Below are 21518 nucleotides of genomic sequence, written 5' to 3'. Positions count from 1 at the left end.
AATAAAGTCGAATCCCCGATTTGTGAAGGTGCTTCCATGAACTCGATCCCGCAAACCAAGCCGCACGGGCCCGGCCGCCCCAAGGACATGGAGAAGCGGGCGGCTATTCTTGAAGCGGCCAAGTCGCTGTTCATCCACAACGCCTTCGCCGGCACCAGCATGGATGCCGTCGCGGCCGAGGCCGGGGTGTCCAAGCTCACCGTCTACAGCCACTTCGGCGACAAGGACAACCTGTTCCGCGAAGTGATCCGTTCGCATATCCAGGATCTGCTGCCGGAAGACACCTACCGCTTCGAACCCGCCGCCGACGTTCGCGAGACCTTGCTGCGCGTGGCGCAGGCACATGCCAGCCTCGACTGCGACCGGCAGACCGTCGGCACCTTCCGCGCCATCCTCAGCGATTGTCGCCAGGGCAATCCCCGTTACGGCCGGCTGATGTGGGAAGAGGGCTCGATGCGTACGCACGCCCTGATGGAACGCCTGCTGCAACACTCGGTTGACGCTGGCCAACTGGAGATTGCCGACGTGCCGCGTGCCGCCGTGCAATTCATGGCGCTGATCAAGGGCAACCTGATGATGCGGCGCATGTTCGGTTGCGTGGAGTGCGACGAAAGTTACGCCGCGGAAATCGAGGCCAATGCGCGCGCCGGCGTGGACATGTTCCTGCGCGCTTATCAGCCGCGCTGATTGACTGGCGGGTGGCGTGGTCGTCGCGGTGGCTCGCCTGCCGCGGGCTTTCAAGCGTCAGCCGCGCCCGAATCACTTGATGGCATTGCCGCCGCCGGTTCGGGTGGCCGCACTCGATTATCCCGGTGCTTTCATGCTTGAATGGTGGCTTGGAGCGGGGGTGCCGGCGGCAGTCGGCTGAGAGAGTCCCTTCGAACCTGATCCGGTTAGTACCGGTGTAGGGAGCTTCGATGCACGGAGTCCATCCGTGTGTCCGGTGCCGTCGCTTCTGTGCGCGAATCCTCGCGCAAACCGCACGTTGCGTGCGGGTCTGCCACAGAAGCCGGATATCCCACCATGAATGCCCAGCTGACCGATCTTGCGCGTGCCGCGCAGGAACTTTCCGAAGCCGTTACCCGTCCGATTCCCGGCTCGCGCAAGATCCATGTGCCGGGCAGTCGCGATGACTTGCGCGTGCCGTTGCGCGAGATCGCGCAGGCCGACACGCCGGCGATGTTCGGCGTGGAAAAGAACCCGCCGATTACCGTCTATGACACCTCCGGTCCGTACACCGATCCGGCGCATCGGGTGGACCTGGCCGCCGGCCTGCCGCCCTTGCGCGCGGCGTGGATCGCCGAACGCGGCGACAGCGAGCCGCTTGAAGGACGCAGTTCCGAATTCGGCCGGCGCCATGCCGCCGCACCGGAACTGGCGGCGATCCGCTTTCCGCAACTGCCGGTGCCACGGCGAGCGAAGGCTGGCGCCAATGTCACCCAGATGCACTACGCCCGGCGCGGCATCATCACGCCGGAGATGGAATACATCGCGATCCGCGAGAACCAGCGCATCGAGGCGCTGGGCGACAGCGCGCTGCGCACGCAGCATCCGGGGCAGTCGTTCGGCGCGTCGCTGCCGAAGCTGATCACGCCGGAATTCGTGCGCGACGAGGTGGCCCGCGGCCGCGCCATCATCCCGGCCAACATCAACCATCCGGAAAGCGAGCCGATGATCATCGGCCGCAACTTCCTCACCAAGATCAACGCGAACATCGGCAACAGCGCGGTGAGCTCCGGCATCGCCGAAGAAGTGGAAAAGATGGTGTGGTCGATCCGCTGGGGCGGCGACACGGTGATGGACCTGTCCACCGGCAAGCACATCCACGAAACGCGCGAGTGGATCATCCGCAACTCGCCGGTGCCGATCGGCACGGTGCCGATCTACCAGGCGCTGGAGAAGGTGGGCGGCGTGGCCGAGGACCTCACCTGGGAGCTGTACCGCGACACCTTGATCGAGCAGGCCGAGCAGGGCGTGGACTACTTCACCATCCACGCCGGCGTGCTGTTGCGCTTCGTGCCGCTCACGGCCAAGCGCGTCACCGGCATCGTCAGCCGCGGCGGCTCGATCCTCGCCAAATGGTGCCTGGCGCACCACAAGGAAAATTTCCTTTACACCCACTTCGAGGACATCTGCGAGATCATGAAGGCGTACGACGTTTCCTTCAGTCTCGGCGACGGCCTGCGCCCCGGTTGCGTGGCCGACGCCAACGACGCGGCGCAGTTCGGTGAGCTCGATACGCTGGGCGAGTTGACGCAGATCGCGTGGAAGCACGACGTGCAGACCATGATCGAAGGCCCCGGCCACGTGCCGATGCAACTGATCAAGGAGAACATGGACCGCCAGTTGGAGAAGTGCGGCGAGGCGCCGTTCTACACGCTGGGGCCGCTCACCACCGACATCGCGCCCGGCTACGACCACATCACCAGCGCAATCGGCGCGGCGATGATCGGCTGGTTCGGCACCGCCATGCTTTGCTACGTGACGCCGAAGGAACACCTGGGCCTGCCCGACAAGCAGGACGTGCGCGACGGCATCATCGCCTACAAGATTGCCGCGCATGCCGCCGACCTGGCCAAGGGACATCCCGGTGCGCAGGTGCGCGACAACGCGTTGTCGAAGGCGCGCTTCGAGTTTCGCTGGGACGACCAGTTCAACCTCGGCCTCGATCCGGAGAAAGCCAAGGAATTCCACGACGAGACGTTGCCGAAGGATGCGCACAAGAGCGCGCACTTCTGCTCGATGTGCGGTCCGAAGTTCTGCTCGATGAAGATCACCCAGGACGTGCGCGACTACGCCGCCGAGCACGGCACCGGCGAGATCGAGGCGCTGGCCGAAGGCATGGAGGAAAAGGCCGCCGAATTCCGCGCGCAGGGCGCGGAGGTGTATCGCAAGGCCTGATGGCGGCGAAAGGCCGGCCGCCTGTGCGGCAAGGCTCGGCGCACTGCGCGCGCGGCGTGGCCGATCGGGCATGTGACGGCGCGCGCGGCGTGTCAATCCTCGCCGTGCGCGTGCCGCATGCTGTCCAGGGCCAGCGTCGAATGGGCGTAGGCGCCGCCGGCGCGCATCTCGGCGGCCACCCAGATCGCTTCCATGATCTGCGCTTCGCTGGCGCCCTGTTTCAGCGCCTCGGCGGTATGCCCCTTGATGCAGTACGGGCATTGGGTGACGTGCGCCACCGCCACCGCGATCAGTTGCTTGGTGACGTTCGGCAGTGCGCCGTCGGCAAAGACCGCCGCGCTGAATGCCTTGAACGCCTCCAGCGGTTTGGGTGCCAGTTCGCGGCGCATGCGCGCCAGCTCCGCGCTCGACGGCGGATACATCGTATGGTCCATGGTGGTTCTCCTCGAAAGTCGACGTTCAGTCCTGTGCCGATACCGTGCCGTGCACCCAGCTCGGCGGGTCACTGGCCGGGAAACTCTGCGCGAGTTCGGCGTCGATACGCTGCTCGCGCGCACGCACGGCGGCGGCGTCATCCGGCACGGGGGCGGTGGCAACGGGTGCGGGGCTGACCAGTGTGTGGCGGGGAACGTGTTGCGGCAGCGAGACGTACATGGCAGTTCCTCCTGATGTCGTCCGACATCCGAAAATCGGCTGCCCCGTCGCGCGCGGGTTACAGCCCCAGGTTGTTGTGCTCCAGCACGCGTTCGGCGCGATAACTCGAACGCACCAGCGGTCCGGCGACCGCTTCCACGAAGCCCTTGCCCAGCGCCAGCTGGCGGTACTCGCGAAACTCGTCCGGGGTGACGAAGCGCTGCACCGCGAGATGATGCGGGCTGGGACGCATGTACTGACCCAGGGTAACCACGTCGACGTTGGCACCGCGTATATCGTCCAGCGTGCGTTCGATCTCGGCGTCGGTCTCGCCCAGGCCCAGCATCAGGCTGGTCTTGGTCAGCGTCTGCGGCGCGTGCCGCTTGGCGAACGCCAGCACGTCCAGCGTCTGCGCGTAACCGGCGCGCGGATCGCGCACCGGATGGGTCAGCCGCTCCACCGTCTCCAGATTCTGTGCATAGGTGGTCAGGCCGGCGTCGAGCACGTGGGCCACCGCGTCATGGTTGCCGGCGAAATCGGGCGTCAACGCTTCCACCGCGGTTTGCGGCGAGCGTTGATGGATTGCCCGCACGCAAGCGGCGTAATGGGCGGCGCCGCCATCGGGCAGGTCGTCGCGGTCGACCGAGGTCAGTACCACGTACTTCAGTCCCATCAAGGCCACCGCATCGGCGACCTGCAGCGGCTCCATGGGATCGAGCCAGCCCTGCGGATTGCCGGTGCTGACCGAGCAGAACCGGCACGCGCGCGTGCATACCGAACCCATCAGCATCAGCGTGGCCGTGCCGCGGCCCCAGCATTCGGCAATGTTCGGACACTTCGACTCGGCGCAGACGGTGTTCAACTTGTGGCTGCGCACGATCTCGTGCACGGCTTCGTAACGTGCCCCGCTGGGCAGCTTGATGCGCAACCACGGCGGCTTGCGCTCCACGTCCGGCAAACCGCTGCCGGCGTTCGGGCGAATGCCGCCCTTGATTGCACGGGTGCCCTGCGGGCTGATGAACTTGCTGCCGTCGTGAATGGAAGAGTGGCTGGACATGAGACGCGTGCCGGGAAGGATGGCCATCAGTCTCCCGCAGCCGGCGCCCGATCGCCCTGATGCATGTCAGGAAGTGGCCGGGGCATTTTGCGGCGGCTTTCCTTCACCTGGCCTTTCCACCGCTGTTTCTAGGCTGTGCGGACTTCACATCCGCAGCGGCCAAGCGTCGCTGTCCGACCCAGCCCGCAGGAGCCAGCCATGCCGAAAGCCAAGCCCTTCGTCAGCGATATCGAGAACATCCGCAAGCGTGCGCGCCAGGACATCGACAAGGGCGCAATGACGGCCGGCTACAAGGCCGACCGCACCACCGTGATCAAATTGCTCAACCACGCGCTGGCCACCGAGATCGTCTGCGTGCTGCGCTACAAGTACCACTACTACATGGCCTCGGGCATCCATTCGCAGGCGATCAAGGAAGAGTTCCTGCAGCATGCCAACGAGGAGCAGGGGCATGCCGACCTGATCGCCGAACGCATCACCCAGCTCGACGGCAAGCCCAACCTGTCGCCCGAGGGCCTGCTCTCGCGCAGCCATTCCGACTACGTGGAAGGCGAGGATATCGTCGACATGATCAAGGAAGACCTGGTCGCCGAGCGCATCGCCATCGACAGCTACCGCGAGATGATCGACTACGTCGGCAGTGCCGATCCGACCACGCGCCGCGTGCTGGAAAGCATCCTGGCGATGGAGGAAGAGCACGCCGAGGACATGAACACCTTGCTGGAGCAGTTGGGCAAGAAGGGCGAGCCGGCCAAGTCGGCGCCGCAGCGCAAGACCACCGGCGGCAAGACCGCCGCGCACAAGCGCAGCTGATCGCGTTCTGTCGATGACAGCCCGGCGGGGCGGCTCAAACCGCCCCGCCGGGATTTTTCGCGGTTACCAGCCGGCCAGCACCAGCTTGCCGATCGTGCTGCCCGACTCCAGCCGGCGATGCGCTTCGCGCATATTGGCTGCGTTGATCGGCACCAGTTGCTCGCGCTGGATGTTCTTCAGTTCACCGGCATCGATCAGCTCGGCCACGCGGGCCAGGATGCGTCCCTGTTCGGCCATGTCCGGCGTCTTGAAGCGCGGACGCGCGAACATCATTTCCCAGTGGATTCCGATGCATTTGAACTTGTACGGATCGCCGATCTTCAGCGCCTCCGACGGCTCCACGATCAGGCCGACATGGCCTTGCGGGATCAGCAGTTCGCCGAGCACGTCCCAATAGCGTGAGGTGTCGGCCAGGTTGATGGCCGCGTCGATCTGCGCAAAGCCCAGGGCTTGCAGTTGTGCTGCCAGCGGTTCGCGATGGTTGATCACGTGCTGCGCGCCCATCTCCTTGCACCAGGCCACGGTTTCGGGGCGCGAGGCGGTGGCGATCACGGTGAAACCGGCGCGTCGCGCCAACTGGATCGCGATGGAACCGACGCCGCCGGCACCGGCGATCACCAGCAACGATTTGCCCTTGCCGCCGTGTTCGCTGTCGAACGGCATGCGCTGGAACAGCAGTTCCCACGCCGTGATCGCGACAAGCGGCAGCGCAGCGGCCTGCGCGGCATCGAGCGAGCGTGGCGCCACCGCCGCCACTCGCGCGTCGACGAGGTGGTACTCGGCATTGCTGCCCGAGCGGGTGATGTCGCCGGCGTAATACACGCGGTCGCCGGGACGGAAACCCTCGACGCGGCTGCCCACGGCCTCGACCACGCCGGCGGCATCGTAACCGAGCACCTTCGGCTGCGCCTCGACCTGCGGCTTGGGCGAACGCACCTTGGTGTCGACCGGATTCACCGACACGGCTTCCACGCGCACCAGCAGGTCGTGTTCGCCGGGTTGCGGCTGCGGCAGCTCCACGTCGAGCAGCGATTGCGGATCGTCGATGGGCAGGTAACGGGTGAGGGCGACGGCTTTCATGGGTTCGACTCCGTGGGGGCGGGATGGATGGCGTTCATCGGTGGCGGATCGCGTTCGACGAACGAATCGTTGCAGCAAGCGTAGTAGGGATAGAGCGGCACGATGTTGCTGGTGGTGACTGCAGAGTGACATGCCATGCACGTGCTCTGCGATGATTCGGGCAGAGGCGGGTCAGGCTTGCGGGCAGGCTACCGTGGCCGTCAGCCGCGCCGCGCGCGCGTTGCGCAGCGCGTACAGCGCCAGTGCGAATCCGGCCACGCCCACCAGCGCAGCGGCCCACGGCAGCGCGGTGAGGCCGGCGCCGTGCGCGATCACCACGCCGCCCAGCCACGCACCCAGCGCATTGCCCAGGTTGAACGCGCCGATGTTGAGGCTGGACGCCAGGCTGGGGGCGCCGGCCGCCTGTTGCAGCACCCAGAGCTGCAAGGGCGACACGGTGGCAAATGCCGCCACGCCGAGCAGGCCGGCGAACAGCACCATCAGCGTCTTGTCGTGCAGCACGAAACCCATTGCGCCAAGCACCACCACCAACGCCGCCAACGTGACCAGCAGCGAGGACGGCAGGTGGCGATCAGCCAGGCGTCCACCCAGCATGTTGCCCGCGATCATGCCGACCCCGAACACCAGCAGGATCGGCGACACCGCCGTATCCGCGAAGCCGGTGACGCGGGTCAGCAGCGGCTCGATGTAGGCGTACACCAGGAACACCCCGGCAAAACCCAGTACCGTCATCGCCAGGCCCAGCAGCACCGGCGCTCGGCTGATCGCATGCCATTCGGCGCGCAGCGCCATCGGCGTGGCATCGCCTTTTTCCGGCGGCACCAGCAGGGCGACGACGCTGGCCGCGAGCACGCCGATGACGGCCACCGCCCAGAACGTGGAACGCCAGCCGAAATGCAAGCCCAGCCAGGCACCGGCCGGTACGCCAAGCAAGGTGGCCACGGTCAGGCCGGTGAACATGATCGAGATCGCCGAGGCCTTGCGATCCTCGCTCACCAGCGAGGTGGCCACCACCGCGCCCACGCCGAAGAAGGTGCCGTGGGCCAGCGAGGTGAGCACCCGCGCCGCCATCAGCGTGGCGTAGTTTGGCGCGATGGCACAGGCCAGGTTGCCCAGCGTGAAGATCGCCATCAGCGCCAGCAGCACGGCCTTGCGCGGCATGCGGTGGGTGGCCAGGGTCAGCAGCGGCGCGCCCACGAACACGCCCAGCGCATAGCCGGAGATGAGCAGGCCGGCGGCACTGATGCTGACGTGCAGGTCGGCGGCGACCTGTTGCAGCAAGCCCATGATCACGAACTCGGTGGTGCCGATGCCGAAGGCGCCCGCGGTCAGCGCATACAGCGCCAACGGGGTGCGTGGTCGGGCGGGAGGGGAGTGCATGGCGGCAATCCTGAAGAAACGAGGCGCCAGCTTAAGGATTTGCCTTTTATTCAAAAACCATCAACATGGCTAATCATTATCAACAAATAATTGATAGTCATGGACCGTATCGGTGACCTCAGGCTGTTCCTGCGCGTGCTCGATCTTGGTTCGATCAGTGCGGCCGCGCGCAGCCTCGACCTGTCGGTGGCGGTGGCCAGCCAGCGCCTGAAGCGGCTGGAGCGCGAACTGGGCGTGCGCCTGTTGCACCGGACCACGCGTCGGTTGCACGCGACGCCCGAAGGCATGCTGCTGGCCGAGCAGGGCCGGGCGCTGGTGGAGGACCTGGAATCGCTCACCGGCGGCCTGCGCCAAAGCGCCACCGAAGTCAGCGGTACGCTGCGGGTGACCATGTCGGCCGCATTCGGGGGCCGCTACATCTCGCCGCTGCTGCCGGAATTCCTGGCCTTGCATCCGCGCGTGAAGCTCAGCGTGAATCTCGACGACCAGATCGTGGACCTGGTCGGCTCCGGGTTCGACCTGGGCATCCGCGTCGGCGCGCTGGGCGACTCCGGCCTGGTGGCGCGCCAGCTGGCGAGCAACCGGCGCGTGCTGTGCGCATCGCCGGACTACCTGCAACGACATGGCACGCCACGTACGCCGGCCGAATTGGCGACACACGATTGCCTGCTGCTGGTCGGCAGCCAGGGACGGCAAGACATCTGGCATTTCAGCGACCGCCGGGGGCGCGAGATCGTCCAGCGGGTGCAGGGGCGCTTCGAGAGCAACCAGGGTGCGTTGTTGCGGGATGCGGCGATGGCCGGGCTCGGCATCGCGATGCATTCGGTCTGGCATGTCCACGAGCAACTGTCCCGTGGCGAGTTGCAGGTGCTGCTGCCGGACTATCCGATCGCCACGACCGGCATCCACGCAGTGATGCCGCAGCGTCGCCTGGTGCCGCCACGGGTGCGCGCGTTCGTGGACTTTCTGGCCGAGCGGCTTGGCGATCCGTCGCCGTGGGAACGTGGTCCGGCGACACGCACGGCGCAGCCCGTGCGACCAGGACGACCGGCATCCGCCAAGCGCGGCGCATGAAAACGGCGCGCCGCCTTGCAGCGACGCGCCGTGGATTCACCCGGGTACGGGGATTACGCCTTGTTTGCCACGTGGCGCGCGATACCGGCGGTGATTTCGGCCTTCGCCTCGTCGGCGCCGACCCAGCCCTCCACCTTCACCCACTTGCCCTTCTCCAGATCCTTGTAGTGCTCGAAGAAGTGGCCGATGCGCTCCAGCCAGTGCGGCGAGACGCCCTTCATGTCGTTGATGTGGGCGTAGCCCGGGAACACCTTGGGCGAGGGGATCACCACCAGCTTCTCGTCGCTGCCGGCTTCATCGGTCATCTTCAGCATGCCGACCGGATGGCAGCGGATCACCGAACCCACGGTCAGCGGCAGTGGCAGGATCACCAGCGCGTCCAGCGGATCGCCGTCGCCGCCCAGCGTGCCCGGCACGTAGCCGTAGTTGCACGGGTAGCGCATCGGCGTGGACAGGATGCGGTCGACGAAGATCGCGCCCGATTCCTTGTCGACTTCGTACTTGACCGGCTCGGCATCCTTGGGGATTTCGATGATGACGTTGATTTCGTCCGGCACGTTGCGGCCGGCTTTGACCTGATCCAGACCCATGGATTGTCCTTGCGCGATTTCGGTGGAGGAAAAACCGCAAGGATACGCCACTGGCTGTTGCGTTGCAGCAGCAGAGGCTGAATGCCGGTGCCGCAGCGCAGTTCAACGTGGGCCGGCAGGTTCCCGGTAAGGCCGTTCGCGCAGCCACTTGGTGGCGATCCATTTCTCGCCGCGGGTCACCGGCAGGCCGGCGTGCAGCGAGGCCGCGTCGCCACTTTCGTAGGTGAAACAGACGGCCGAACCGCGCAGGGCGGTGACGGTGAGCCCGATCTCGGGGAACGCGGTGCCACCGCCGGCGTCGGGCGTGTTGAGGTAGATCACCAGGCTGGCGATGCGCTGGCCGCCGGTGGCGGTGATCGCGGCGTAGCCGGGCTGGGTGGGATCGAACCAGTCCTGGTGTGGCTCGTATTGCTGGCCCGGCAGGTAGTGCAGCACCTGCAGGCCCTCGCCGTGGTCGACGGGCATGCCGAGCAGGGCGGCGATGCGCGCCTCGATACGCTCGATCAGCGGTTGTTCGCCCAACCCGAAGAACATGCCGTCGCTGGTGCGATGCTCGTCGATCTGCTGGGCGCCATCCTCCGCCACGGTGCGCGCGCGTTGCAGGCGCGGCTTGGCCAGTTCGATCAGCGCCGCGCATTCGTCGTCGGACAGCAAGCCATCGAACACGCGCAGCGGCGGCGTTTCGGCGGCCAGCATCACGCGCACACTGCGCTCGCCAATCACGACATGTGGTCCGTCCGGCAGAAGGACGTGGGCGCCGTTCGGGCGGTGCGGGCGCAGACGTGCTTCCAACGCGGTCATCGGCATGTCCAGCACGGCGGCGACGATGCGTCGGCTGTCGTGCTGCGAATAGCCGCTGTCGTGCATCAAGCGCAGCACGTCGCCGAGGCTGTGGCCGGTGCGGGTGGTCTCGAGGATCCACTGGCGCAGTTCGGGAGTGATCGGGGTGTGGGAGCGCATGGGAAAGCGGATGGCCTGCAGATGATGGGGCGGCGCCGCAACGCCGTTCGTGCGCAGACCAGCTTACTTCAGCGTGGTCCTTCGAAAAACCGTGCACTAGGCGTGTCTGCTTGCACCAGGCGGCATCAAATGCTGCTGGAATCGAGCGGCTGTGCAGCCATCCATCCCGAAAAAGATGCCGAACAAGATGCATGCCAGTGCAGCGGCTGGAAGCATTCCGTCGACGGGTAGCCGAGGCTTCGCCTGAAAACGACGCGAGCCGGCATCGAGCCGGCTCGCGCGTGTGCTGCCTCTCGGCGGCGACTTACTTCAACTCGTTCCACAGGAAGTCGTAGACCATCGCGTGCATGTGTGCCGATTGCTTGTTGTCGGCGCCGGCGCCGTGGCCGCCTTCGGTGTTTTCGTAGAACCACACCTTCTTGTAGCCCATGCCTTCCATCTTCGCGGCCATCTTGCGTGCCTGGGCCGGGCCGACGCGGTCGTCGCTGGTGGTGGTGTAGAACAGCACCGGCGGATAGTTCTCGCCGAGCTTGACGTTCTGGTACGGCGAGAAGGTCTTGATGAAGGCCCATTGCTTTGGATCGTCCGGATTGCCGTATTCGGCGATCCACGACGCACCGGCGGACAGGTGGGTGTAGCGCTTCATGTCCAGCAGCGGCACTTCGCAGGCGATCGCGCCGAACAACTGCGGATACTCGGTGAGCATGTTGCCCATCAGCAGGCCGCCGTTGCTGCCGCCTTCGGCACCGAGGTGCTTCGCCGAGGTGACGCCACGCTTGACCAGATCTTCGGCCACCGCGGCGAAGTCCTGGTAGGCCTTGGGTCGATTCGCCTTCAACGCGGCCTGGTGCCAGCGCGGACCGTACTCGCCACCGCCGCGGATGTTGGCGATGACGTAGACGCCGCCGCGCTCCAGCCACGCGCGGCCGATGCTGCCGCTGTAGAACGGCAACAGCGAGACTTCGAAGCCGCCATAGCCGTACAGCAGCGTGCGGTTGCTGCCGTCCAGTTTGATGTCCTTCGGCGCGATCTCGAAATAGGGCACGCGGGTGCCGTCCTTCGAGGTGACGAAGTGCTGGCTGACGTCGAATTTCGCGGCATCGAAGAACGCCGGCTCGTGCTTGATCGTCTCGGCCTGGTGCTTGCCCAGCACGCCGCGTTCAAGCGACGACGGGGTAAGGAAGCCGGTGACCGAAAGCCAGTACTCATCGCTGTGGTCCGGATCGGTGTCGACCACGCTGACCGTGCTGAAGCTGGGCGCCCCGGGCAATGCCTTGCTCGGCCATGCGCCGGTGTCCTGCGGCGTGAGCACGTCGAGGCGGCTCTTCACGTCATTCAGCACGTCGAGGATCAGATGGTGCCGGGTCCATGCGTAGCTGGACAGCGCGGTGTGCGCATCCGGTTCGAACAGGGCGGTGAAGTGGCGCTTGCCGGCCATGAAGTCGTCGAACTTCGTTACCAGCAGGGCGCCGGATGGCCAGGTTGTGCCGCCCACCGTCCACGGCGAGCGCGTCTGCACCAGCAACCACTGGCGATGCGCGTCGAAACTGGCGTCGCTGGGAATGTCCAGCTTCACCTGCTGGTTACCCTTGCGGAGGAAGTTTTCGGTGTGGAAGAAATCCTTGGCGACGGTGATGAAGTCGCGTTCGAAGCCCGGCGTGCGGTCGTGGTAGGCACCGACGGCCAGGTCGGTGGGTTTGCCCTCGTAGATGGTGACGGCGGACGAAAGTGGCGTGCCGCGCGTCCACTCCTTGGCGATGCGCGGGTAGCTCGACTTGGTCATCGAGCCGGGGCCGAAATCGGTGCCGACGTAGAGGTGGTTCTGGTCGATCCAGCCGACCTGGGTCTTGGCGACGGGCAGCTCGAAGCCACCCTTCACGAACGCGCGCGTGGCGGTGTCGAATTCGCGCACCTGCACCGCGTCGCCACCGTCCGGCGACAGCGAGATCAGGCAGCGCGTATAGGCCGGCTTCAGGCATTGCGCGCCCTTGAACACCCAGCGCTTGCCCTCGGCCTTGTTCAATGCGTCCACGTCCAGCAGCACGTCCCACTTCGGCTCGGCCTTGCGGTACTCGGCCAGCGTGGTGCGGCGCCAGACGCCGCGCGGGTGCGTCTTGTCCTTCCAGAAGTTGTACAGGAAATCGCCCATGCGCTCGACGTAGGGAATGCGTGCGTCCGAGTCGAGCACCTGCAGCACCTGGTCGTAGGTGTGGGTGAACTCGGGCGAGCTGGCAAAGGCCTTTTCGGTGATCGTGTTCTGCGCCTTCACCCAATCCATCGCGCGTGGCGCGTGGGTGGCTTCAAGCCACAGATAGGGATCGTCGCTGGTCGCTTGGGCGCCGGTGGTGGCTGCGTGGGTCGGAGTCATGCCGCCCAGTGTGGCGCCCAGCGCCAGCGCGAGCCAGAGGGAAGTCTTCGAGGTCATGGAGAGTCCTTGCCGGTTGACGAGCGAGTGGGGTCAGAGTCAGTTTTCCATACACCAGGATTTTCGCCGGAAACGTCGAAAACTGACTCTGACCCCGGTTTTCCCGGGGCCAGTACCGTTCGGCCCCGGCCCCGTTGCCCAACGAGTTCAGTGCACCGCCAGCAGCGGAATGATCAGCAACGCCACGATGTTGATGATCTTGATCAGCGGGTTCACCGCGGGACCGGCGGTGTCCTTGTACGGGTCACCCACGGTGTCGCCGGTGACGGCGGCCTTGTGCGCCTCCGATCCCTTGCCGCCGAAGTTGCCATCCTCGATGTATTTCTTGGCGTTGTCCCAGGCGCCGCCGCCGGTGGTCATCGAGATGGCCACGAACAGGCCGGTGACGATCGTGCCGATCAGCACACCGCCCAGCGCCTTCGGCCCCAGGATCAGGCCGACCAGGATCGGTACCACCACGGGCAGCAGCGACGGGATGATCATTTCCCGGATCGCCGACTTGGTCAGCATGTCCACCGCCTTGTCGTATTGCGGCTTGCCGGTGCCTTCCATGATGCCGGCGATGTCGCGGAACTGCCGGCGCACTTCTTCCACCACCGCACCGGCGGCGCGGCCGACCGCTTCCATCGCCATGGCGCCGAACAGGTAGGGAATCAGGCCGCCGATCAGCAGGCCGATGATCACCATGTGGTCGGACAGGTCGAAGGTGAACGGCTGGTACGCCACGCCGGCCGCGGTGGCGCTGGCGCGCGCCGCCACGTCGAGGTTGTGCGTGTAGTCGGCGAACAGCACCAGCGCGGCCAGTGCCGCCGAGCCGATCGCGTAGCCCTTGGTCACCGCCTTGGTGGTGTTGCCCACGGCGTCGAGCGGATCGGTGATGTTGCGCACTTCGGCGGGCAGTTCGGCCATTTCGGCAATGCCGCCGGCGTTGTCGGTGATCGGGCCGTAGGCGTCCAGTGCCACGATCATGCCGGTCATCGACAGCATCGCGGTCACCGCGATGGCAATGCCGTACAGGCCGCCGCAATGGTAGGCGCCCCAGATCGCCGCGCAGATCGCCAGCACCGGCCACGCGGTGGCCTTCATCGAGATGCCCAGGCCGGCGATGATGTTGGTGCCGTGGCCGGTGGTGGATGCCTGTGCGATGTGCCGCACCGGCTTGTAGTCGGTGCTGGTGTAGTACTCGGTGATCCACACGATCAGACCGGTCAGGACCAGGCCGATCAACGCGCAACCGAACAGCGCGTTGCCGGCGATCAGGTTGCCGTCGTCGCCGGTCAGGCCCTGCGGGAACAGCGCGCGGGTGATGAACCAGAACGCGATCGCCGCCAGCACCGCCGACACCAGCACGCCCTTGTACAGCGCGCCCATGATCGAACCGCCGCCTTGCTTCACCCGCACGAAGAAGGTGCCGATGATCGAGGCGATGATCGAGGCTGCACCCAGCACCAGCGGATACAGCACTGCATCGGGATTGCGGGTGAAGGCCAGTCCGCCCAGCAGCATGGTGGCGATCACCGTCACCGCGTAGGTCTCGAACAGGTCGGCGGCCATGCCCGCACAGTCGCCCACGTTGTCGCCCACGTTGTCGGCGATCACCGCGGGATTGCGCGGGTCGTCCTCGGGAATGCCGGCTTCGACCTTGCCCACCAGGTCGGCGCCCACGTCGGCGCCCTTGGTGAAGATGCCACCGCCCAGGCGCGCGAAGATCGAGATCAGCGACGAGCCGAAGGCCAGCCCCACCAGCGCGTGCAGTGCGCGCTCGCCGGTATAGCCGAAGTGCGGCAGGATCATGTAGTAGCCGGCCACGCCCAGCAGGGCCAGGCCCACCACCAGCATGCCGGTGATCGCGCCGCCGCGGAACGCCACGTTCATCGCGGCACTGATGCCACTGCGCGCCGCCTCGGCGGTGCGCACGTTGGCACGCACCGATACGTTCATGCCGATGTAGCCGGTGGCGCCGGACAGCAGCGCACCGATGGCGAAACCGATCGCCGTCGCCCAGTTGAGAAAGAAGCCGATCAGCACGAACAGCACCACGCCGGCGATGGCGATGGTGCCGTATTGTCGATTGAGATAGGCGCGTGCGCCTTCCTGGATGGCGGCGGCGATCTCCTGCATGCGCGGGTTGCCTGGCGATTGCGCCAGCACCCAGCGTGTCGAGATTGCCCCGTAGATGATTGCCACGACCGCACAAGCCAACGCGATCCACAAGCCGTATTGCTGCAGCATCGGTGCCTCCCCATGAGTTGTGACGGCCGCCCAAAACGGGCGGCCGTCACGAGTATAGGCAGACCTTGCCGTGCAGCCTGTTGTGCGGCGCAGCGGATGGGACTGGGGTCAGAGTCAGTTTTCTGGGGCCTCTCGCGAAAGCGCCATCGCATGGAAAACTGACTCTGACCCCGTGGCGGCGACGCGCCTCAGTGCGTGGCGATGTCCAGGATTATCCCGGTGGCGATGGCTACCAGCAGGTAGTTGTCGGCATCGCCGCGCACCCAGTGATAGCCGCGCGGCGGCCGGCGCAGGTGGTAGTAACCGTAATCGCGGACGACGTAGACCGGGCCGCCATAGCGACGGCCACGCTCCCAGCGGTGCCAGCGCTCGCTGCGGCGCCAGCCTTCATGACGGCCGCGGTCGTGGTGGTCGTAATGGCCGTATCCGCGGTCGTGGTGGTCGTGGTCGCGGTGGTCGTAGTGCCCATGGTGATCATGATCATGGCCGTGGTCATGGTCGTAGGGAGCCGGAGCAGCCAATGCCAGGCTGCTGGCGCCACAAAGAACCAGCGCGATGCCCAGGTTGCGTAGTGTCTTGTTCATGGTCGTCTCCGTCAGCGGGCAACATGGTGCCCGATGCAGCCAGCGTAGGAATCCATGGCTGAACGGCAGTTGCGCGCCGTGCAGCGTATTTTCATGCGAGAGTCAGGATATTTTGAGGCCGGCCTGCAGGTTCTTGATTGCATGGGGTTTTCGCGAGGGAGGTGGGATTTCGCCAGAGTGACCCCATCATCGAGTTTCGCGTGTGTCGATGGCCGCCGCCATTCACGCTGACATGGAGGGGGAATCGAATGAAGCCGCATATCAACAGCGTGGCGCCACGGCAGTTCACGCCATGAGTCTGCTGGTACTGGGCATGCAATGCCGTGACGAGCTCATCGATCGCCTCCTGCCGGGCCGGAAGTTGCAACGCGAGCTGCATGCGAACTGGGGGCAGCCGGGTGCCGGGGAGCGAAGCTTTCTTGCCAGCTGGTACTTCGACCGGGTGCGCGATGCGCCGGATGCAGTGCATGTCGACGATCGCACCTGGGGCGACCTGGAGTTTCCGCGGATCTTCGCCCGCTTCGATACCACGCTGACGCCGATCGGCAGCCAGGTGCTGTTCAAGCAGTTGCGTACGTATGCGCGAACGGCGGACGAATCCGCCCGGCGTTATGCGCTGTGCGATCGACTGCGTTCGGAGCAGGCCTTGCGCGAACAGATCCAGCAGCAGCTGATGGCGTTGAAGGAGGAAACCCACGCCAATATCGCCGACTTTGTCTTCGGGCCGGAACCGGCGCCACCGAAACACCGCTGGCTGCTGGCGCTGTGGGGACTGGCCTCCATCGCCGTGCTGGCCGCAACCATCGCCTTGGCGTGGCCGATCTGGATCTGGCTGGGCATGCTGGCCGTCAATGCCGTCATTGCGTATCGGTCGATGTGGCGCATCTTCCGCAACACGGCCACCTTGAAGTCCTGCGTGCGCATGCTGCGGGTAGGGAATGGCCTTGCCCGCTTGCGCGGCACGGGGTTGTCGCCGCTGGAACAATTGGCGGATCAAGCCCCGCAGCGGACGCAGGCGCTTGGCGCATTGCGCTGGATGGCGTTGCTGCAGAAAAAGGCGCTGGAGGAACTGGGCATACCGATGTGGCTGACCCTGCTCTTTCTGGCCGAGCCGATTGCATACGCCTTTTCGATCGGACGGTTTGCGAAGATCCGCCCGGCGCTGGCGTCGACCTTCGAGCTGATCGGCGAGCTCGACGCGGCGATCGCCACGGCCTCGTATCTCCAGCAATACCCGACCCATTGCCAGCCGACGATCGCGGATCGTGCGTTGCTGCGGATAGTCGATGGTTACCATCCGCTGATAGCGCATCCGGTCAGCAATTCACTGGAACTGGATGGCCAGTCGCTGCTGATCACCGGCTCGAACATGGCCGGCAAGACCACCTTCATCAAGATGGTGTCGATCAACCTCATCCTGGGCCGGACCATGGGTTTCTGCCTGGCGTCGGAAGCTACTTTGCCGCTGACTCAGGTGATGACGTCGATCCGCAGCGAGCATTCGGTGGAATCCGGCAAGAGCCATTACTTCGCCGAGGTCGAGGCGATCCGTTCGTTCATCACGACGGCGGAGAAAGGTGGCCATCCGGTGTTCGTGATCGATGAATTGTTCCGCGGCACCAACACATGCGAGCGCGTGGCGCTGGCCCGGGCCGTGCTGGAACATCTGGCGCGGCATGCGCTGGTGCTGGTGACCACGCACGATGTCGAGCTGCAGCCCGCCCTCAAGCAGCACTACGCACTTTGCCACTTCCGCGAAAACCCCGAGATCGAGGGCTTTTTCGACTACCGGTTGAGGCCGGGAGCCAGCCGCGAACGAAACGCGATCCGCGTGCTGGCGCGGATGGACTTCCCCGAACGCATCGTCGCCGCAGCCATGGATTATTCGATGCAGGATCAGCAGTGGCAGAAGGATCGCGATCGCGAGAGCGCGGCCTGACGCGCATGGTCGAAGCCTTGCCGGCCCCATGTAGGAGCGCACCCTGTGCGCGAATGCTCTTCAACAGGCTCCATCCAGCAAGAGCATTCGCGCACAGGGTGCGCTCCTACAAAAGAGCGCGGGTTCGAGATTCTGATCAGCGCCCGAACGCAGGCAGCCTGGTCGGCACTCCCGCGTTCTTCAGTCGCACGTAACGCGGCAGCCCGTCCTTGCCGTACGGCAACGGCGCCTCGCCGGCGATCAGCGGCGCCAGATAACGCCGTGCCGCTGCAGTGATGCCGAAGCCGTCGCGGCTGATGAAGCCCTTCGGCATCTTCTTCTCGCGATTGGCGACCTTCGCCAGCGGTGCGGGCTCGATCTTCCAGCGATACGGTGCGTCGGACGTACGCACGATCACCGGCATCACCGAATTCATGCCGGCCAGCGCGTACTCCACGGCCGCCTTGCCGACGGCATACGCCTGCTCGGCATCGACTTGCGAGGCGGCGTGTCGTGCCGAACGCTGCAGGTAGTCGGGCAGCGCCCAGTGGTATTTGTAGCCGAGCTTGTCCTTCACCAGGGCGGCCAGCACCGGGGCCACGCCGCCGAGCTGACTGTGGCCGAAGGCGTCGCGCGTGCCGGCTTCGGCGAGGAAGCGGCCCTCGGCATTGCGGATGCCTTCGGAAGCCACCACGGTGCACCAGCCCACGCGTTCCACCGTGGCTTTCACCTTGGCCAGGAACGCGGCTTCGTCGAATACGTTTTCGGGGAACAGGATCAGATGCGGCGGTGCATCGGCGCCTTCGCCGGCGAGACCCGCGGCGGCGGCGATCCAGCCGGCGTGGCGGCCCATCACTTCCAGGATGAATACCTTGGTTGAGGTTTCGGCCATCGAGGCCACGTCGAGGCTGGCTTCCAGGGTGGAGATGGCGGTGTATTTCGCCACCGAACCGAAGCCGGGACAGCAGTCGGTGACGGCCAGGTCGTTGTCCACCGTCTTGGGCACGCCGATGCAGCGGATGTCGTAGCCCAGCGTCTTGCCGATCTGCGAGAGCTTCAGCGCGGTGTCGGCCGAATCGTTGCCGCCGTTGTAGAGGAACCAGCGGATGTCGTGGGCGCGGAACACCTCGATCAGGCGCTCGTACTCGGCGCGGTTGTCGTCCAGCGATTTCAGCTTGTAGCGGCAGCTGCCGAACGCGCCGCCCGGAGTGTGGCGCAGCGCGGTGATGGCGCTCTTCGATTCCTTCGAGGTGTCGATCAGGTCCTCATGCAGTGCGCCGAGGATGCCGTTGCGGGCCGCGTAAGCCTTCACTCCCCTGGCGCGGGCCGCCTCGATCACCCCGGCTGCCGTGGCGTTGATCACGGCGGTGACGCCGCCGGACTGGGCGTACAGCAATTTGCCTTGGACGGGTTGGCGTGAGGGCATGGCGGCAGATCTCCGAAAGATGGCGCAACAGTATCGCGCGGATGGGCGCCAGCGGCCGTGCCAGCGCGCTATGGCGCGATCATCGTTTGACTATAACTGGCCGCAAACGCTACCGTGGGCTCCATTTTTCATGGAATCGTCGGCATGCTGCCGGCAATGCGGAGCCATATGCGACTCGTGCTACTCGGTGCACCCGGTTCAGGCAAGGGAACCCAGGCGGCTCGCCTCAAAAGCGATCTGGGCGTTCCCCATATTTCCACCGGCGACATGCTGCGTGCAGCGGTCGCTGCGGGTACGCCCACGGGGCTCAAGGCCAAGGCGGTGATGGATGCCGGCCAACTGGTTTCCGACGACATCCTGCTTGCCATGCTGGAAGAACGCCTGGCCCAGCCCGATGCCACCACCGGCTTCATCCTCGACGGCTACCCGCGCAACCTGGCGCAGGCCGACGCGCTCGACCATCTGCTGACCCGCATCGGCCAGCCGCTGGATGCGGTGATCAAGCTGGAGGTGCCGAACGAGGCGATCATCGGTCGCTGCGAAATCCGCTTCAAGGCGGAAGGCCGCGCCGACGACAACCCCGACACCGTGCGCAAGCGCCTGGCCATCTACGCTGAGCAGACCGCGCCGGTCGCTGATTTTTATGCCCGCCGCGGCAAGCTGCAGGTGGTGGATGGCGTGGGCGAGCTGGCCGACGTCACCGCGCGGGTGCGCCGCGCGCTGGAAGGCGAATCTGCCGCGGCCAACGGCTGAGGCTGCTTTCTCCTCTCCCCGCGAGGAGGCGCCATGAATGGCGCCGACTGCAGAGCTGCGAGGCGAGGATCGGGCGAAGCGGGGGCTACCTCGTTTCCAAGCCTTCTTTCCGCTTTTTTTTGAAAGCCCGCGAGAGTCCCGCATTTTCGCCTCCGCCCCTCCCGGCGGGAACGGGAAGAGCAAAGAAGCGGTACGAAGGAACTCACTGTCATGCGTCTGCACATCCTTGGCATTTGCGGCACCTTCATGGGCGGCGTCGCCGCACTGGCGCGCGAGCTTGGACTCACCGTCGAAGGTTCCGACGCCAATGTCTATCCGCCGATGAGCACGCAGCTCGAAGGGCTGGGCATTCGCCTGATGGACGGCTACGCCGCCGAACACCTCAAGCCGGCGCCGGACCTGGTGGTGGTGGGCAACGCGATGACGCGCGGCAACCCTTCAGTGGAATACATGCTTGACGCGCAGCTGCGCTACATCTCCGGTCCGCAGTGGCTGGGCGAGACCGTGCTGGCCGGGCGCGAAGTGCTGGCGGTGGCCGGCACCCACGGCAAGACCACCACCAGCAGCTTGCTGGCGCATCTGCTCGAGAGCGCCGGCATGGCGCCGGGTTTCCTGATTGGTGGAGTGCCCGGCAACTTCAGCGTGTCCGCGCGGCTGGGGAAAAACCGGGGTCAAAATCGGGGTCAGAGTCAGTTTTCTGCACGATCCGACTCTCACCGAGGAATTCGGAAAACTGACTCTGACCCCGGTTTTGACCCCGACCCCGGTTTTTCCCCGTTCGTGATCGAGGCGGACGAATACGACACCGCGTTCTTCGACAAGCGCAGCAAGTTCGTGCACTACCGTCCGCGCATCGCGATCCTCAACAACCTCGAATACGACCACGCGGACATCTTCCCCGACGTGGCGGCGATCCAGCGCCAGTTCCATCACCTGGTGCGCACGGTGCCGGGCAATGGCCGGCTGATCGTCAACGCGCACGACGAGCGCCTCGCCGAAGTGCTGGCGATGGGCTGCTGGACGCCGGTGGAAAGCTTCGGTATCGGTCGCGGCGATTGGCAGGCCGAGCTGATCGAAGCCGATGGTTCGGCCTTCAAGGTCAGTCGTGGTGGCGAGTTGGTCGGCGAAGTGCAGTGGTCGCTGCTCGGACATCACAGCGTGATGAATGCCCTGGCCGCACTGGCCGCGGCGACGGCCGCCGGTGCCGATCCACGCGCGCTGTTGCCGGCCTTCACCGACTTCGCCAGCGTGAAGCGGCGCATGGAAGTGGTGGGCGAGGTGCACGGCGTGCGCGTGTACGACGATTTCGCGCATCACCCCACCGCCATCGCCACCACCCTGGCCGGCTTGCGCGCCAGCGTGGGCGAGGCGCGCATCCTGGTGGCGCTGGAGCCGCGCTCCAATTCGATGCGACTGGGCGCGCATGCCGACGCACTGGCGCCGTCACTGGCCGACGCCGATACCGTGGTGTTCCTGCATCGCCCGGAACTGCCGTGGGACGCGCATCGCGTCACCGATGCGCTGGCGGGGCGTGGCCGCACCGAGCCGAGCGTCGACGCGTTGCTCGCAGCGCTGCGTAGTGAAGCAAAGTCCGGCGACCACGTGGTGTTCATGTCCAACGGTGGTTTCGAGGGTGCGCCACGGCGGTTTGTCGAGTTGCTCGGCATCTAAAACCCCCTCTCCCCTTTGGGG

18 protein-coding genes and 1 riboswitch are annotated in these 21518 nt (G+C 65.8%); of the genes, 7 read left to right on the top strand and 11 right to left on the bottom strand.

Features of this window, described 5'->3' with window-relative positions; genetic code table 11:
- Window positions 1-36: 36 nt before the first annotated feature.
- Both BMY90_RS02520 and thiC read left to right on the top strand, forming a co-directional pair.
- Entirely contained in the window at window positions 37-687 is a 651-nt protein-coding gene (locus BMY90_RS02520) for a TetR/AcrR family transcriptional regulator (RefSeq protein WP_008210106.1), read from the top strand.
- Between the two features lie 146 nt (window positions 688-833).
- A riboswitch (TPP riboswitch) is annotated at window positions 834-928 on the top strand.
- Window positions 929-1023: 95 nt separating this feature from the next.
- The gene (gene thiC, locus BMY90_RS02515) at window positions 1024-2901 is read left to right on the top strand and encodes a phosphomethylpyrimidine synthase ThiC (RefSeq protein ID WP_092701165.1); all 1878 of its coding nucleotides are present in this window, start codon (window positions 1024-1026) and stop codon (window positions 2899-2901) included.
- Window positions 2902-2993: 92 nt separating this feature from the next.
- On the opposite strand, the gene BMY90_RS02510 is transcribed toward thiC, so the two are convergent.
- From BMY90_RS02510 to lipA, 3 genes are read right to left on the bottom strand one after another with little or no spacing between them, the layout of a single operon-like run.
- Window positions 2994-3335, bottom strand: a complete 342-nt coding sequence (locus BMY90_RS02510; protein WP_008210103.1) for a carboxymuconolactone decarboxylase family protein — start codon at window positions 3333-3335, stop codon at window positions 2994-2996.
- Between the two features lie 25 nt (window positions 3336-3360).
- Window positions 3361-3555 (bottom strand): hypothetical protein, encoded by a 195-nt coding sequence (locus BMY90_RS02505; protein WP_092701162.1) that lies wholly within the window; start codon window positions 3553-3555, stop codon window positions 3361-3363.
- A gap of 58 nt (window positions 3556-3613) precedes the next feature.
- A complete protein-coding gene (lipA, locus tag BMY90_RS02500; protein ID WP_245734826.1) occupies window positions 3614-4618 on the bottom strand; it encodes a lipoyl synthase in 1005 nt (334 codons plus the stop codon).
- 171 nt (window positions 4619-4789) lie between these two features.
- Here lipA and BMY90_RS02495 point away from each other — a divergent pair, with 171 nt between their 5' ends.
- Window positions 4790-5404: a ferritin-like domain-containing protein gene (locus BMY90_RS02495; protein ID WP_008210100.1), complete on the top strand. Its 615-nt coding sequence runs from the start codon at window positions 4790-4792 to the stop codon at window positions 5402-5404.
- A 63-nt stretch (window positions 5405-5467) separates the two neighbouring features.
- On the opposite strand, the gene BMY90_RS02490 is transcribed toward BMY90_RS02495, so the two are convergent.
- Together BMY90_RS02490 and BMY90_RS02485 are read right to left on the bottom strand one after the other, a co-directional pair.
- Complete coding sequence (locus tag BMY90_RS02490) at window positions 5468-6484, bottom strand: zinc-binding alcohol dehydrogenase family protein (RefSeq protein WP_092701159.1); 1017 nt, start codon at window positions 6482-6484, stop codon at window positions 5468-5470.
- A 171-nt stretch (window positions 6485-6655) separates the two neighbouring features.
- Window positions 6656-7864, bottom strand: a complete 1209-nt coding sequence (locus tag BMY90_RS02485) for an MFS transporter (protein WP_092701156.1) — start codon at window positions 7862-7864, stop codon at window positions 6656-6658.
- A 99-nt stretch (window positions 7865-7963) separates the two neighbouring features.
- Here BMY90_RS02485 and BMY90_RS02480 point away from each other — a divergent pair, with 99 nt between their 5' ends.
- The gene (locus BMY90_RS02480; protein WP_092701153.1) at window positions 7964-8938 is read left to right on the top strand and encodes a LysR family transcriptional regulator; all 975 of its coding nucleotides are present in this window, start codon (window positions 7964-7966) and stop codon (window positions 8936-8938) included.
- A 53-nt stretch (window positions 8939-8991) separates the two neighbouring features.
- Here BMY90_RS02480 and ppa read toward each other — a convergent pair whose 3' ends face one another.
- The 5 genes from ppa to BMY90_RS02455 all read right to left on the bottom strand — a co-directional run bounded on the left by ppa (window position 8992) and on the right by BMY90_RS02455 (window position 15729).
- Window positions 8992-9528 carry an inorganic diphosphatase gene (gene ppa / locus BMY90_RS02475; RefSeq protein WP_008210090.1) on the bottom strand — a complete coding sequence of 179 codons (537 nt, stop codon included), beginning with the start codon at window positions 9526-9528 and terminating at the stop codon, window positions 8992-8994.
- A gap of 102 nt (window positions 9529-9630) precedes the next feature.
- Window positions 9631-10488, bottom strand: coding sequence for a 2OG-Fe(II) oxygenase (locus BMY90_RS02470; protein ID WP_092701150.1), 858 nt, complete (start codon window positions 10486-10488; stop codon window positions 9631-9633).
- A gap of 304 nt (window positions 10489-10792) precedes the next feature.
- A complete protein-coding gene (locus BMY90_RS02465; RefSeq protein ID WP_092701148.1) occupies window positions 10793-12913 on the bottom strand; it encodes a prolyl oligopeptidase family serine peptidase in 2121 nt (706 codons plus the stop codon).
- Between the two features lie 147 nt (window positions 12914-13060).
- Window positions 13061-15145, bottom strand: coding sequence for a sodium-translocating pyrophosphatase (locus BMY90_RS02460; protein ID WP_092701145.1), 2085 nt, complete (start codon window positions 15143-15145; stop codon window positions 13061-13063).
- A gap of 188 nt (window positions 15146-15333) precedes the next feature.
- The gene (locus BMY90_RS02455) at window positions 15334-15729 is read right to left on the bottom strand and encodes an RcnB family protein (protein ID WP_092701142.1); all 396 of its coding nucleotides are present in this window, start codon (window positions 15727-15729) and stop codon (window positions 15334-15336) included.
- Window positions 15730-16021: 292 nt separating this feature from the next.
- Between BMY90_RS02455 and BMY90_RS02450 the strand changes: the two genes are divergently transcribed.
- On the top strand, window positions 16022-17668 hold the full coding sequence (locus BMY90_RS02450; RefSeq protein WP_175481478.1) for a MutS-related protein: 1647 nt from the start codon (window positions 16022-16024) through the stop codon (window positions 17666-17668).
- Between the two features lie 136 nt (window positions 17669-17804).
- On the opposite strand, the gene BMY90_RS02445 is transcribed toward BMY90_RS02450, so the two are convergent.
- Window positions 17805-19073: a 6-phosphofructokinase gene (locus BMY90_RS02445; protein ID WP_092701136.1), complete on the bottom strand. Its 1269-nt coding sequence runs from the start codon at window positions 19071-19073 to the stop codon at window positions 17805-17807.
- 168 nt (window positions 19074-19241) lie between these two features.
- Between BMY90_RS02445 and BMY90_RS02440 the strand changes: the two genes are divergently transcribed.
- Complete coding sequence (locus tag BMY90_RS02440; RefSeq protein WP_092701134.1) at window positions 19242-19826, top strand: adenylate kinase; 585 nt, start codon at window positions 19242-19244, stop codon at window positions 19824-19826.
- Window positions 19827-20036: 210 nt separating this feature from the next.
- Window positions 20037-21497: a UDP-N-acetylmuramate:L-alanyl-gamma-D-glutamyl-meso-diaminopimelate ligase gene (gene mpl / locus BMY90_RS02435; protein ID WP_092701131.1), complete on the top strand. Its 1461-nt coding sequence runs from the start codon at window positions 20037-20039 to the stop codon at window positions 21495-21497.
- Window positions 21498-21518 lie beyond the last annotated feature (21 nt).

Source organism: Rhodanobacter glycinis, assembly GCF_900114325.1.
Taxonomy (GTDB): domain Bacteria; phylum Pseudomonadota; class Gammaproteobacteria; order Xanthomonadales; family Rhodanobacteraceae; genus Rhodanobacter_A; species Rhodanobacter_A glycinis.
The sequence above is the reverse complement of the archived record's forward strand: the minus strand, read 5'-3'. Positions and strand labels throughout refer to the sequence as shown.